This is a genomic window from Streptomyces sp. NPDC007088, from assembly GCF_042869355.1.
In the GTDB taxonomy this organism is placed as follows: domain Bacteria; phylum Actinomycetota; class Actinomycetes; order Streptomycetales; family Streptomycetaceae; genus Streptomyces.
This window is the reverse complement of sequence record NZ_JBIAFO010000001.1, coordinates 186681-201042: the sequence shown is the minus strand read 5'-3', so window position 1 is coordinate 201042 and position 14362 is coordinate 186681. Positions and strand designations below refer to the sequence as shown.

Annotated in this window: 7 protein-coding genes; 3 read left to right on the top strand and 4 right to left on the bottom strand. The window is 73.1% G+C overall.

All coding sequences use genetic code 11. The features are described 5' to 3' along the window. Positions 1–590 precede the first annotated feature (590 nt). A complete protein-coding gene (locus ACFYMP_RS00900) occupies positions 591–1058 on the bottom strand; it encodes a PaaI family thioesterase (RefSeq protein ID WP_388848326.1) in 468 nt (155 codons plus the stop codon). Positions 1059–1090: 32 nt separating this feature from the next. Beyond that, the gene (locus ACFYMP_RS00895) at positions 1091–3376 is read right to left on the bottom strand and encodes an FdhF/YdeP family oxidoreductase (RefSeq protein ID WP_388848323.1); all 2286 of its coding nucleotides are present in this window, start codon (positions 3374–3376) and stop codon (positions 1091–1093) included. A gap of 162 nt (positions 3377–3538) precedes the next feature. On the opposite strand from ACFYMP_RS00895, the gene polA reads away from it, so the two are divergent. Together polA and ACFYMP_RS00885 are read left to right on the top strand one after the other, a co-directional pair. Beyond that, positions 3539–6280: a DNA polymerase I gene (gene polA / locus ACFYMP_RS00890; RefSeq protein ID WP_388848320.1), complete on the top strand. Its 2742-nt coding sequence runs from the start codon at positions 3539–3541 to the stop codon at positions 6278–6280. Between the two features lie 261 nt (positions 6281–6541). Further along, positions 6542–8326 carry a hypothetical protein gene (locus ACFYMP_RS00885; RefSeq protein WP_388848317.1) on the top strand — a complete coding sequence of 595 codons (1785 nt, stop codon included), beginning with the start codon at positions 6542–6544 and terminating at the stop codon, positions 8324–8326. A 38-nt stretch (positions 8327–8364) separates the two neighbouring features. Here ACFYMP_RS00885 and hrpB read toward each other — a convergent pair whose 3' ends face one another. Together hrpB and ACFYMP_RS00875 are read right to left on the bottom strand one after the other, a co-directional pair. After that, positions 8365–10839, bottom strand: coding sequence for an ATP-dependent helicase HrpB (hrpB, locus tag ACFYMP_RS00880; RefSeq protein ID WP_388848314.1), 2475 nt, complete (start codon positions 10837–10839; stop codon positions 8365–8367). A gap of 76 nt (positions 10840–10915) precedes the next feature. Continuing rightward, the gene (locus ACFYMP_RS00875) at positions 10916–11794 is read right to left on the bottom strand and encodes a class I SAM-dependent methyltransferase (protein WP_388848311.1); all 879 of its coding nucleotides are present in this window, start codon (positions 11792–11794) and stop codon (positions 10916–10918) included. A gap of 360 nt (positions 11795–12154) precedes the next feature. Here ACFYMP_RS00875 and rpsA point away from each other — a divergent pair, with 360 nt between their 5' ends. After that, positions 12155–13678: a 30S ribosomal protein S1 gene (gene rpsA / locus ACFYMP_RS00870; RefSeq protein ID WP_363145936.1), complete on the top strand. Its 1524-nt coding sequence runs from the start codon at positions 12155–12157 to the stop codon at positions 13676–13678. Positions 13679–14362 lie beyond the last annotated feature (684 nt).

Genomic DNA, 14362 nt, shown 5'->3' with positions numbered 1-14362 from the left:
CGATCGCCGGGCAGGACGAGGGTGCTGTGGGCGGTGCTTGGTGTGGCTGCCCGGCGGCGCGGTGACTGGCCGTGACTCTAAGCGCAGGTGAAGGGGTGCGGGAGCGGGAGCGGACAGGATGTGACTGTCTTGTTATGCGATGTGGCGTGTGAGAGGCGCGGGGTGGCCGCAATGCGGTTTTCGAGTGGTCTGTGATGACCGCATGCTGAGAACTCCCAGCATGCGTAAGGTACTTAAGTCCCTGTTGGTGCTGGCAGGCTGCGGCGGGCGCGGGTGCGGCCTTGGGGGGTCCTGGGGGTGCGGTGTGCGTGAACCGGTTGTGGGCGGCGTATTGCGCGCGTGTTACACAGGGTGATCGCGGCCCGGTGTGCGGCGGCTTCTGGCCGGGGGTGCGGACGCGGGGCGGCGGGGGCGCTCTGCGGGCCCGTTGGCCGTCAACTGCGGTGTGTCATCGGTGCCTTGTGTCCGTATAGCGGCGAGTTTCTCGTCTTCGCAGGGGAGTTGACAACGGGGGCGCTCCCGTGGTGGGAGCGCCCCCGTCGTCGTACACGTGGCAGCGGTGCGTGTGCGCCCGCGGGGCGCTGTGCGGTTCAGCCGGCCGGTCGCGGGTTCTCGCGGAGCATGCAGGTGAGGCGGGAGGTGCAGACGCGTTTGTCCTGTTCGTCGGTGATGACGATCTCGTAGGTGGCGGTGGAGCGGCCGCGGTGGACGGGGGTGGCGACGCCGGTGACGAGGCCGGCGCGGACGCCGCGGTGGTGGGTGCAGTTGAGGTCGACGCCGACGGCGAGCTTGCCGGGGCCGCCGTGGAGCATGGCGCCGACGGAGCCGAGGGTTTCGGCGAGGACGGCGGAGGCGCCGCCGTGCAGCAGTCCGTAGGGCTGGGTGTTGCCCTCGACGGGCAGGGTGCCGACGACGCGTTCGGCGCTCGCCTCCAGGACCTGGACGCCCATGCGGGTGCCGAGGTGGCCGGCGGAGAACAGGGCGGTGAGGTCGACGCCGAGGGCGGCGTACTCGTCGAGGACGTCCTGCGGGAACTTCACGGTGTGCTGCTCGCCCATGGGCGCGGCTCCGTTTCTGTGCTGCGGTCGGTTCAGGCGGGGGTGGACGTGGGGGAGTCGAGGCGGACGACGACGGACTTGGAGGTGGGGGTGTTGCTCGTGTCGGCGGTCGCGTCGAGGGGGATCAGGACGTTGGTCTCGGGGTAGTAGGCGGCGGCGCAGCCGCGTGCGGTGGGGTAGTGGACGAGGCGGAAGCCGGGGGCGCGGCGTTCGAGGCCGTCGGCCCATTCGCTGACGAGGTCGACGTGGTCGCCGTCGGCGTGGCCGAGGGCGCGGGCGTCCTCGGGGTGGACGAGGACGACGCGGCGCCCGCCGGTGATGCCGCGGTAGCGGTCGTCGAGGCCGTAGACGGTGGTGTTGTACTGGTCGTGCGAGCGCAGCGTCTGGAGCAGCAGGCGGCCTTCGGGCAGCTGGGGGTGTTCGACGGGGGCGGCGGTGAAGTTTGCCTTGCCGGTGGCGGTGGGGAAGCGGCGTGCGTCGCGCGGTCCGTGCGGGAGGGTGAAGCCGCCGGGGTGGGCGACGCGGGTGTTGAAGTCCTCGAAGCCGGGCACGACGCGGGAGATCCGGTCCCGGATCGTGGCGTAGTCCCGCTCGAACTCCTCCCAGGGCGTGCGGCTTTCCGGGCCGAGGACGCGGCGGGCGAGGCGGGCGACGATCGCGGGTTCGGACAGCAGGTGGGGGCTCGCGGGGGCGAGCCGGCCGCGGGAGGCGTGGACCATGCTCATGGAGTCCTCGACGGTCACGAACTGTGCCCCGCTCGCCTGGACGTCGCGTTCGGTGCGGCCGAGGGTGGGGAGGACGAGGGCGCGGGCGCCGGTGACGGCGTGGGAGCGGTTGAGTTTGGTGGAGACGTGGACGGTGAGCCGGGCGCGGCGCATCGCGGCCTCGGTGACCTCGGTGTCGGGGGAGGCGGCGACGAAGTTCCCGCCCATGGCGAAGAAGACCTTGGCCTCGCCGTCGCGCAGGGCGCGGATGGCGCGGACCACGTCGTAGCCGTGGTGGCGGGGCGGGGCGAAGCCGAACTCGGCCTGGAGGGCGTCGAGGAAGGCGTCGGCGGGCCGTTCGAAGACCCCCATGGTGCGGTCGCCCTGGACGTTGGAGTGGCCGCGCACGGGGCAGACCCCGGCGCCGGGGCGGCCGATGTTGCCGCGCAGCAGGAGGAAGTTGACGACTTCGCGGATGGTGGGGACGGAGTGCTTGTGCTGGGTCAGGCCCATGGCCCAGCACACGACGGTGCGGCGGGAGTCGAGGACGAGGCGCAGCGCGCTCTCGATGTCGGCGCGTTTCAGGCCGGTCGCGGCGAGGGTGTCGTCCCAGTCGGCCTTGGCGGCGGCCTCGGCGAACTCCTCGAAGCCGTGGGTGTGGGCGCGGACGAACTCCTCGTCGAGGGCGCCGTCGGTCTGGAGGATCAGCTTGTTGAGGAGGCGGAAGAGCGCCTGGTCGCCGCCGAGCCTGATCTGGAGGAACAGGTCGGTGAGCGGGGCGCCCTTGATGAGGCCCTTGGGGGTCTGTGGGTTCTTGAACCGCTCCAGGCCCGCCTCGGGCAGCGGGTTGACCGAGATGATCTTCGCGCCGCCCGCTTTGGCCTTCTCCAGCGCGGAGAGCATGCGGGGGTGGTTGGTGCCGGGGTTCTGTCCGGCGACGATGATCAGGTCGGCCTGGTGGAGGTCCTCCAGGGAGACGCTGCCCTTGCCGACGCCGATGGTCTCGGTGAGCGCGGAGCCGGAGGACTCGTGGCACATGTTGGAGCAGTCCGGCAGGTTGTTGGTGCCGAACTCGCGGGCGAAGAGCTGGTAGAGGAAAGCGGCCTCGTTGCTGGTGCGGCCCGAGGTGTAGAAGACGGCCTCGTCGGGGGAGTCGAGGGCGGTGAGTTCCTCGGCGACGATGGCGAAGGCGCGCTCCCAGCTCACGGGTTCGTAGTGGGTGGCGCCCTCGGCGAGGTACACGGGCTGGGTGAGGCGGCCCTGCTGGCCGAGCCAGTAGCCGCTGCGCCCGGCGAGGTCGGCGACCGGGTGGGCGGCGAAGAAGGCGGGGGTGACGCGGCGCAGGGTGGCTTCCTCCGCTACGGCCTTCGCGCCGTTCTCGCAGAACTCGGCGGCGTGCCGGTGGTCGCCCTCGGGCCAGGCGCAGCCGGGGCAGTCGAACCCGTCTTTCTGGTTGACGCGCAGCAGGGTGAGGGCGGTGCGCCGCACCCCCATCTGCTGCTGGGCGATGCGCAGCGAGTGGCCGACGGCCGGGAGGCCGGCCGCGGCGTGCTGCGGTGCGGTGACCGTCGGTGCGTCCTGCACCGGGTCGCTGGTGGGCGGCTTCGCTGCCATGGTCGCTCCCCTTCGGGCCGCGGGGGCGCGGCGCAGTGCGGCTGCGTGCCGTGACCCCGCCCGTTCGTACTGTGCGGTACGTCGCCCCGATCCTCGCACGGCACGCCGGGTGCGGGCGCGGGCGGGCACGGGCTGTCGGTGGGGCGTGGCAGGATCGAGGACGTGGCAGAGACAGCATCGAAGAAGAAGACCGCGGCGGCCGAGAAGCCCCACACGTCCGGCCGGGAGCGTCCGCGCCTGATGCTCATGGACGGGCACTCCCTGGCGTACCGGGCGTTCTTCGCGCTGCCCGCGGAGAACTTCACGACGGCGACGGGCCAGCCGACCAACGCGATCTACGGGTTCGCGTCGATGCTGGCGAACACGTTGCGCGACGAGAGGCCCACGCATTTCGCGGTGGCCTTCGACGTGTCCCGCAAGACGTGGCGGGCCGAGGAGTTCACCGAGTACAAGGCGAACCGCGCGAAGACGCCCGACGAGTTCAAGGGGCAGGTCGAGCTGATCGGTGAGCTGCTGGACGCGATGCACGCGCAGCGGTTCGCGGTCGAGGGTTTCGAGGCGGACGACGTCATCGCGACGCTCGCCACGCAGGCCGAGGCGGCGGGCTTCGAGGTGCTGATCGTCACCGGGGACCGGGACTCCTTCCAGCTCATCACCGAGCACGTCACGGTGCTGTACCCCACCAAGGGGGTCTCGGAGCTGACGCGGTACACGCCGGAGAAGGTCGAGGAGCGGTACGGGCTGACCCCGGCGCAGTACCCGGACTTCGCGGCGCTGCGCGGCGACCCCTCCGACAACCTGCCGGGCATCCCGGGGGTCGGCGAGAAGACGGCCGCGAAGTGGATCACCCAGTTCGGTTCCTTCGCGGAGCTGGTCGAGCGCGCCGACGAGGTCAAGGGCAAGGCCGGGCAGAACTTCCGCGACCACCTGGACGCGGTGCGTCTCAACCGCCGGCTGACCGAGATGGTCCGGGACGTCGAGCTGCCCAAGACGGTCGGGGACCTGGAGCGCGCGCCCTACGACCGCAAGGCGCTCGCGATGGTCCTGGACACCCTGGAGATCCGCAACCCCTCGCTGCGGGAGCGGCTCCTCGCGGTCGACCCGGGGGCCGAGGAGGAGTCCGAGCCGGTCACCGAGGGCGTCGAGCTGGACGGCACGATCGTCTCCGGGGGCGGGCAGCTCGCCGCGTGGCTGAGCGAGCACGGCTCGTCCGTGCTGGGCGTCGCGACCGTGGACATGTGGAAGCTCGGCGCCGGTGAGGTCGCCGAGGTCGCGCTCGCCGGGGCGGGCGGCGCCGCCGTCTGGTTCGACCCCGCGAACCTCGACGAGACCGACGAGAGGGCCTTCGCGCACTGGCTGGAGGACCCTGAGAAGCCGAAGGTCATGCACAACGCGAAGGGCCTCATGCGGGTCTTCGGGGAGCGTGGCTGGAGCGTCGGGGGCGTCTCCATGGACACTGCGCTCGGCGCCTACCTCGTCAAGCCCGGCCGCCGCTCCTTCGCGCTGGACGCCCTGTCCCTGGAGTACCTGGGCCGGGAACTCGTCCCGGCGGCCGACGCCGACGGGCAGCTCGCCTTCGGCGCCGACGACGAGGCGCAGGCCCAGACCCTGATGGTGCAGGCCCGTACCGTCCTGGACCTCGGCACGGCCTTCGGGGAGCGGCTGCCGCAGGTGCGCGCCGCCGAACTCCTCAAGGACATCGAGCTGCCGACCTCCGCGCTGCTCGCCAAGCTGGAGCGGCACGGCATCGCCGCGGACCGCGCCCATCTGGAGAAGATGGAGCAGATGTTCGCCGGCGCGGTCCAGCAGGCGGTGAAGGAGGCGCACGCCTCGGTCGGCCACGAGTTCAACCTCGGCTCGCCCAAGCAGCTCCAGGAAGTCCTCTTCGGCGAGCTGGCCCTGCCGAAGACCCGCAAGACGAAGACCGGGTACACGACGGACGCCGACTCGCTGGCCTGGCTCGCGACGCAGACCGAGCACGAACTCCCGGTGATCATGCTGCGCCACCGCGAACAGGCGAAGCTGCGGGTGACCGTCGAGGGCCTCATCAAGTCGATCGCGCCCGACGGCCGCATCCACACGACCTTCAACCAGACCGTCGCCGCGACCGGCCGCCTCTCCTCCACCGACCCGAATTTGCAGAACATCCCGGTCCGTACCGACGAGGGCCGCGCGATCCGCCGCGGCTTCGTCGTCGGCGAGGGCTACGAGTCCCTCATGACGGCCGACTACAGCCAGATCGAGCTGCGCGTCATGGCCCACCTCTCCGAGGACGAGGGCCTCATCGAGGCGTTCACCTCCGGCGAGGACCTGCACAACACGGTCGCCTCCTACGTCTTCGACGTGGACCGCTCGGCCGTCGACCCGGAGATGCGCCGCAAGATCAAGGCCATGTCCTACGGGCTGGCCTACGGGCTGTCCGCGTTCGGCCTGTCCCAGCAGCTCAACATCGAGGCCGGCGAGGCCCGCGCCCTCATGGACACCTACTTCGAGCGCTTCGGCGGGGTCCGCGACTACCTGCGGCGCGTCGTCGAGGAGGCCCGCGCCACCGGATACACCGAGACGATGCTCGGCCGCCGCCGCTACCTGCCCGACCTCAACAGCGACAACCGCCAGCGCCGGGAGACGGCCGAACGCATGGCGCTCAACGCCCCGATCCAGGGCACCGCCGCCGACATCGTGAAGATCGCGATGCTCAACGTCGACCGCGCGCTCACCGGGGCCCGCCTCCACTCGCGGATGCTGCTCCAGGTCCACGACGAGATCGTCCTGGAGATCTTCCCCGGCGAACGCGAACGGGTCGAGGAGATCCTGCGCCGCGAGATGGCCTCGGCGGCCCAGCTGCGCGCCCCGCTGACCGTGTCCGTCGGCGTCGGCCGCGACTGGGAGTCCGCCGCCCACTGAGCCCACCCCGGTGGCGGGTCCGCGCGCGGACCCGCCACCGCCGCCCCCACAGCGAACCCACAGGCCGGGGGCGTCGGCGTCACCGCACGGTCACCCTGCGTGCCCTCCCCCTGAACGCAGCGCGACGCGCGGGCGACTACTTATGGCCAAGTGGTGAAAGACGGTCAGCGGTGTCTGCCCGGACGTCAGAAGTTGTCGTAGTGTCGCCAGGGTCGTCGCGCTGGGGAGCGTGGCGGGCGGCACAGGAGGGGTGGCACCACAATGGCGGCGCAATTCGGCATACGGCTGCGCAAGGGGGCGGCGGCCACGGCGATCGCGGCCCTGGTGATGGCGGCGCTCACCGCCTCCCAGGCACCGGGCTTCACCGACGACCACCGGCAGCCCCGCAGCAGCGAGGCGAGCGACCGCAAGGACGTCACCCCGCCCACCGACGACCGCTACTACACCGACGTCCCTCCCGTACGCCCCGGTAAGCCCGGCAGCTCCCACGACCTGCTCGGCGAGCGGCCCGGCACCGGATCGGGCACCCAGGAACCCGTCGCGCGGGAACCCGCCGAGGCCGGTATCCCCGCGACCGTCCTGGACGCCTACAAGAAGGCCGAGGCCGAACTCGCCGAGACCCGCTCCGGCTGCCGGCTGCCCTGGCAACTGCTCGCCGCCATCGGCCGCGTGGAGTCCGGACACGCCAGTGGCGGCAAGGTCACCGCCGAGGGCACCACCATCAGCCGCATCACCGGACCCCAGCTCAACGGCAACGGCTTCGCCCTCATCTCCGACACCGACGGCGGCCGCTACGACGGGGACCGCACCCACGACCGCGCCGTCGGCCCCATGCAGTTCATCCCCTCGACCTGGGACACCTGGAGCCGCGACGGCAACGGCGACGGCACCAGCGACCCCAACAACGTGTACGACGCGGCCCTCGCCGCCGGCTACTACCTGTGCGCGGACGGCCGCGACCTCGCCACGACCACCGGCCGCGACGCCGCCGTCCTCAGCTACAACCACTCGCAGGAGTACCTCGACACCGTCCTGAAGTGGTTCGAGTTCTACCGCAAGGGCACGCACGAGGTCCCCGACGGCACCGGCACCGTGCCCAGGCACCCCAACCGGCCCGACACCCCGGTCCCCGCCTCCTCGACACCGCCCTCGGTGCGCCCCTCCCCGACGCCGCCCGCCCACGGCACCAGCGCGAGCCCGCACCCCTCGCGACCGGACAAGCCGGGCGGGAGCCAGTCGCCGGACAAGCCCACCAAGCCGACCAAGCCGGCGAAGCCCTCCACGCCCCCGGCCACCACACCTCCGACGACGCCCCCGGCCACCCCGCCCACGACCCCGACCAGGCCGCCCGCGCCGCCGAAGCCGCCGGCCCAGCGGGTCGCCCGCTTCGCCGACTCCGCGACCGGCACCCTCACCGCCGTCGCCGGAAGCGACTTCGCCCACCGCGTCGGCGTCCGCGCACTCGACGGACTCGGCAAGGGGGTGCCCGGGGCCAGGGTCACCTTCACCGTCCTCGGCGACACCGGGGCGACGTTCGCGCAGGGCGCCACCTCGGCCACCGTCACCACGACGGCCACCGGGAGCGCCACCGCGCCTGTCCTCAGCGCCGGTGAGAAGACCGGGGAGTTCACCGTCCGCGCCCAGCTCAACGGCAGCGGCCTCGCGCCCGTCACCTACCGGGCCACCGTCACCGCCCGCCTCGCCGACCAGCTCGCCCGCACCGACGACAAGGCGTTCACCGCCGCGCCCGGCACCGCCTTCGCCACGCGGCTCACCGCGAAGGCCACCCTCGGCAAAGCGGCCGCGCCCGGCGTCGCCGCCACCGCCACCGTCCTCAAGACCGCCAAGGACACCGAAGCGGCGGACGCGGGACCGTACTTCAAGGGCGCGGACGACACGCCGGCCCGCACGGTGTCGCTCACGACCGACGAGGACGGACTGCTGACTCTCCCCGAACTCTTCGCCGACACGGAGAAGGGGGAGTACGTCCTGCGCGTCACGACCGAGGGCGGGGCCGTACTCGACGTGACCCTCACCGTCGGCTGACCGGTGCCCCCGGTCGCCGGGCCGGCGACCGGGGCGCCTCAGCTCCCGGACGGCTCCTCGGGCCACGCGTGCTTCGGATACCGCCCCCGCAACTCCGCGCGCACCGCCCGGTACCCCTGCGTCCAGAAGGTCTCCAGATCACTCGTGACCGCCGCCGGACGCCCGGCCGGGGACAACAGGTGGACGCGCATCCGCACCCCCGCCACCTCCGGTGTCCTGCTCACCCCGAACAGCGACTGGAGTTTCACCGCCAGCACCGGACGGTCCCCCGAGTAGTCGATCCGCACCCGGCCCCGTCCCCCGGGCAACTCGTAGCGCTCGGGCGCCAGTTCGTCGAGCCGGCCGCCGACACCGGAGGCCCACAGCAGGCGCCGCAGAGCGGCGGCCACGTCCACGCGCTCCAGGTCGGCCCGGCGCCGCGCCCGGGACAGCTCGGGCTCCAGCCACTCCCCGGCCCGCTCCAGCAGACCCGCGTCCGACACCTCTGGCCACGGCTCGCCGAGCGCCTCCCGTACGAAGGCCATCCGCTGCCGCAGCTCCCGCGCCCCGCGCGACCAGCCCAGCGCGCCCAGCTCCGTCTGACGCAAACCGTCCAGCAGCGCCTCCCGCACCAGCGCCGCATCCGGCTCCCGCAGCGGACGGGCCCGCAACTCCACGGCGCCCAGCCGCTCCACCTCGCGCGCCACGACGTCCCCGCCCGACCACCGCACCTCGCCGCCCCGCGCATGCAGCGCCCCGGCCGCCGCCCGCGCGGTGCCCTCGTCGATCACCGCCGCCAGCCGCACCCGGGCCGACACCGCCCCGGCCGGCCGGTCCGCGACGGCGACGGCCAGCCACGGGGCCTGCCGCAGCCGCGAACCCTCCGCCGGCTCCGCGCCCGTGCCCGACACCATGAGGAAACCGCCGCCGCGCGCCCGCGCCACCCGCTCCGGCTGGGCGAGCGCCGTGACCAGCCCCACCGCCGCGTCCTCGGCGAGCGCCCCGTCCCCGGACAGCGACTTCGGGACCTGCGAGGACAACCGGCGCACCTCCTGCCGCCACCGCGCCCCGTAGGCGTCCGCGCCCGCGCGGGCCCGGCGCAGCGCCCCCGCGAGATCGTCCCCGTACTCCCGCGGCGGCTCCTCGCTCAGCAGCGCCACGACCTCGGCCGCACGCCGCGCCCCCACCTCGGCGGCCCCGTCGAGCAGGGCCCGCGCGAGCCGGGGATGCAGGCCCAGACGCGCCATCCGCTCCCCGCGTTCGGTGGCCCGCCCGGAGCGGTCCACCGCGCCGATCGCGCCCAGCACCTCGCGCGCGGCGGCCAGCGCCCCGGCGGGCGGCGCGTCCAGCAGCGCGAGAGAGGACGCGGCCGGATCGCCCCAGCACGCGGCCTGCAACGCGAAGGCCCCGAGGTCGGCGACCTTGATCTCGGGTGCGGGGAACGCGGGCAACCGTGCCTCCTCGGCCCGCGCCCAGCACCGGTACACCGTGCCCGGCGCCTCACGCCCGGCCCGGCCCGCCCGCTGCCGCGCCGAGGCCAGCGAGGCCCGGACCGTGGTCAGCGCGCTCAGCCCCCGCGCGTGGTCGACCCGGGGCTCACGGGCCAGCCCCGAGTCCACGACGACCCGCACCCCCGGCACCGTCAGGCTCGACTCCGCCACCGAGGTCGCGAGAACCACCCGGCGCCGCTCGCCCGGCCCCGAGAGCACCGCGTCCTGCACGGCGGCGGGCGCCCGGCCGTGCACCTGGAGCACCTCCGCGTCCACCCCCGACAGCAGACCCGCCACCCGCGCGATCTCCCCGACACCCGGCAGGAAACACAGCACGTCGCCCGCGCGTTCGGCCAGCGCCCGGCGCACCACCGAGGCGATGTGCGTGAGCTGCGCGGGATCGACGCGCAGACCGTGCGGCGGCCGCACCGGCCGCACCGGGGGCGCCCACAGCGTCTCCACCGGATACGACACGCCCTCCGCCACCACGACGGGCGCCCCGCCCAGCAGCCGCGACCAGCCCTCCGCGTCGGTCGTCGCCGAGGCGGCCAGCAGCCACAACTCGGGCCGCAGCGCCGCCCGTACGTCCACGAGGAAGGCCGTCGCCGTGTCGGCGTCCAGGTGCCGCTCGTGACACTCGTCGAGCATCACCGCGTCCACGCCCGCGAGTTCCTGGTCGCGCTGGAGCCGCTGGAGCAGGACGCCCGTCGTCACGACCTCCACGCGGGTGCGCGGACCGACCCGCCGCTCCCCGCGTACCGTGAAGCCGACGCTCTCGCCGACCCGCTCGCCCAGCAGCCAGGCCATACGCCGCGCCGCGGCCCGCGCCGCGATCCGCCGGGGCTCGGCGACCACGATCCGGCGCGGCGCCGCGTCCCCGCCGAGCAGCCCGGCCAGCGCGAGCGGCACGAGCGTCGTCTTACCGGTGCCCGGCGGCGCGCACAGCACCGCGGCCCCGTCCGCCCCCGGCCCCTCAAGCGCCGTGCGCAGCGCGGGCAGGACGGAACGGACGGGGAGGGCCGAGAGCGCTTCGGTACGGATCACGCCGGCCAGTCTCGCGCACCGGGCCGGCCGGGGAGGGGGCCAGGGCCGTGGGGCCCCGGCCCCGCGCCCCGGCCTCTCAGCTGTCGCGCTCGCACACGAAGATCGCCGTGCCGGGGATGAGGTAACCGCGCAGCGGGGACCAGCCGCCCCACTCCTGCGTGTTCCAGTCCGGCCACTCCGGCTCCACGAGGTCGACCAGCCGGAAACCGGCGGCCACCACGTCCCGCACCCGGTCGCCGACCGTGCGGTGGTGCTCGACGTAGACCGCCTCGCCCTCCTCGTCCTCCTCCACGTACGGCGTGCGGTCGAAGTAGGAGGCGCTCACGCTCAGCCCCTCGGGCCCCGGCTCGTCCGGGAAGGCCCAGCGCAGCGGATGCGTCACCGAGAAGACGAAGCGGCCGCCGGGCCGCAGCACCCGGTGCACCTCGCGCAGCACCCGCACCGGGTCCGCGACGAAGGGGAGCGCGCCGTACGCCGAGCACGCGAGGTCGAAGGAGCCGTCACGGAAGGGCAGGACCCCCGCGTCGGCCTCGACCAGCGGGAAGCGCGTCCCGTGCTCCTCGGCGATACGCATCGCGTGCTGGAGCTGGCGGTGCGCGAGGTCGAGCGCGACCGGCCGGGCGCCCTGCGCCACGAGCCAGCGCGAGCACTGCGCCGCGCCGGCGCCGATCTCCAGGACGTCGCGGCCCCGGAGGGACTCGGCCGGGCCCAGCAGCTCGGCCTCGACCTCGTCCAGGCCCTCGGGACACCACACGAAGCGGTCGTCGCCGAGGAAGGTGCCGTGCTCGCGCTGGTAGTCGTCCGCGTTGCCGTTCCACCAGCCGCGGTTGGCGCGGCTGCTCTCCGTGACACTCGCGGCGCGGCGGGTGGCGGTGGTCTCGTCGGTCTCGGGGGACCCGGCCGCCGGGGCGAGGGGCCGGGGGTCCGTTTCGGGGGCTTGGATGATGTGCTCCATCGTCGTACTCTTCGCTCCAGCCCGAACGCCGCGCGTGGGCGTTCTCTACGGCCGCCCCGTGAGGGCTGTGGTCTGGGACGACACGCAGCGTGCCGGTAATGCGGGGATCGCCCCCGGGTGTGCGCCTTCGCGCATTGACCCTGTCCGGCTGCCCCCGTATGCTACAAGTTGCGCTGCGAGCCTGCGCTCCTCAGACCTAGCAGGCGGTGCTCGCATCTGTTGTATGTCTCCTCGGTCGTCGAGGTGTTCCGGGCCCCAGGGTGCGGCGCCTCCTGACCGTTCAGGCTCCTCAGGGCGAAATGGGCTCCCGGCGCAAGCAGTACCTACGACTTCAATGTCCGTACCGGAGCCCTAACCCACATGACGAGCAGCACCGAGACCACCGCCACCACCCCGCAGGTAGCGGTCAACGACATCGGTAACGAGGAAGCCTTCCTCGCCGCGATCGACGAGACGATCAAGTACTTCAACGACGGCGACATCGTCGACGGCGTCATCGTGAAGGTCGACCGGGACGAGGTCCTGCTCGACATCGGTTACAAGACCGAAGGCGTCATCCCTTCCCGCGAGCTCTCGATCAAGCACGACGTCGACCCCAATGAGGTCGTCAAGGTCGGCGACGAGATCGAGGCCCTGGTTCTCCAGAAGGAGGACAAGGAAGGTCGGCTCATCCTGTCCAAGAAGCGCGCGCAGTACGAGCGCGCCTGGGGCACGATCGAGAAGATCAAGGAAGAGGACGGCATCGTCACCGGTACCGTCATCGAGGTCGTCAAGGGTGGACTCATCCTCGACATCGGCCTCCGTGGCTTCCTGCCGGCCTCCCTCGTCGAGATGCGTCGCGTCCGCGACCTCCAGCCCTACGTGGGCAAGGAGCTCGAAGCCAAGATCATCGAGCTGGACAAGAACCGCAACAACGTGGTCCTGTCCCGCCGTGCCTGGCTGGAGCAGACCCAGTCGGAGGTCCGTCAGACCTTCCTCACGACCCTCCAGAAGGGTCAGGTCCGCTCCGGCGTCGTGTCCTCGATCGTCAACTTCGGTGCCTTCGTGGACCTGGGTGGCGTCGACGGCCTGGTGCACGTCTCCGAGCTGTCCTGGAAGCACATCGACCACCCCTCCGAGGTGGTCGAGGTCGGCCAGGAGGTCACCGTCGAGGTCCTCGACGTCGACATGGACCGCGAGCGTGTCTCCCTGTCGCTCAAGGCGACGCAGGAAGACCCGTGGCAGCAGTTCGCCCGGACGCACCAGATCGGCCAGGTCGTCCCCGGCAAGGTCACCAAGCTCGTTCCCTTCGGCGCGTTCGTCCGCGTCGACGAGGGCATCGAGGGTCTGGTCCACATCTCCGAGCTGGCCGAGCGCCACGTGGAGATCCCGGAGCAGGTCGTCCAGGTCAACGACGAGATCTTCGTCAAGGTCATCGACATCGACCTCGAGCGCCGCCGCATCAGCCTCTCGCTGAAGCAGGCCAACGAGGCGTTCGGCGCCGACCCGTCGGCCGTCGAGTTCGACCCGACCCTGTACGGCATGGCCGCGTCCTACGACGACCAGGGCAACTACATCTACCCCGAGGGCTTCGACCCCGAGACGAACGACTGGCTGGAAGGCTACGAGTCGCAGCGGGAGACCTGGGAGACCCAGTACGCCGAGGCGCAGAGCCGCTTCGAGCAGCACCAGGCCCAGGTCATCAAGTCGCGCGAGGCCGACGAGCAGGCCGCGGCCGAGGGCACCGAGACGGCCGCTCCGGCCGCCTCGGGCAGCGGCGCCGGTGCCGGCAGCGGCAGCGGCGGCGGCTCGTACTCCTCGGACTCCGGCGACAACTCCGGCGCGCTCGCGTCGGACGAGGCGCTGGCGGCCCTGCGCGAGAAGCTGGCCGGAGGCCAGAGCTGATCACGCGGTAGCCACCGAGCGGTAGACAGCTCGCGACCGGGGTCCCGGTCCCCTTCCCAGGGGGCCGGGACCCCGGTCTTTCCGCGTTCTGAGGCACCCGGCCCGGCTTTCGCGCGTTCCGGCGTCCCGAACCCCGCTTGTCCCGGCGCGCGGGGGACACGCCGGAACGCGCCCGCCCCCGCGCCCCTCGGCCTCCTCACCCCCTCGCCCTTCCGGGACGGCCCGCCCCGCGCGTACACAGGGAGACGTGCGAGAGGCACCCGGATGGTGAGGACCGTGAGGCGGCGCGGTGAGCACCCCCTCGGACCTCAGGATCACCACCGGTGCCCGCCGGTGGCGCGGCACACGTGAGAGAGGTACCTCCCGCAGGGGGAGAGCCTTCGCCGCACCCCGGTACGAGTCGCCCGTACCTTCCCGCGCGACCAGAGGTCACCAGCGGTGCCGGTGCCGCGCCGGCCACGACGGGACCCTCGGCCTCGCCCCGGCGCGGCGGCCGCGGCGGGGCCCGTTCACCGGCTACCACGACAGCGGTGCGCGCACGGACTCCAGCGCCGCGCCCAGTCCACACCTGGAGGCGCCCTGGCACTCCCTGTCCGGCGGGCCCGACGCCGCCGCCCCCGCCTCACTCAACGAGCCCCCCGGGCACGTCACTTCGCAGGCGACCGCCCGAGCTGCCACGACGCC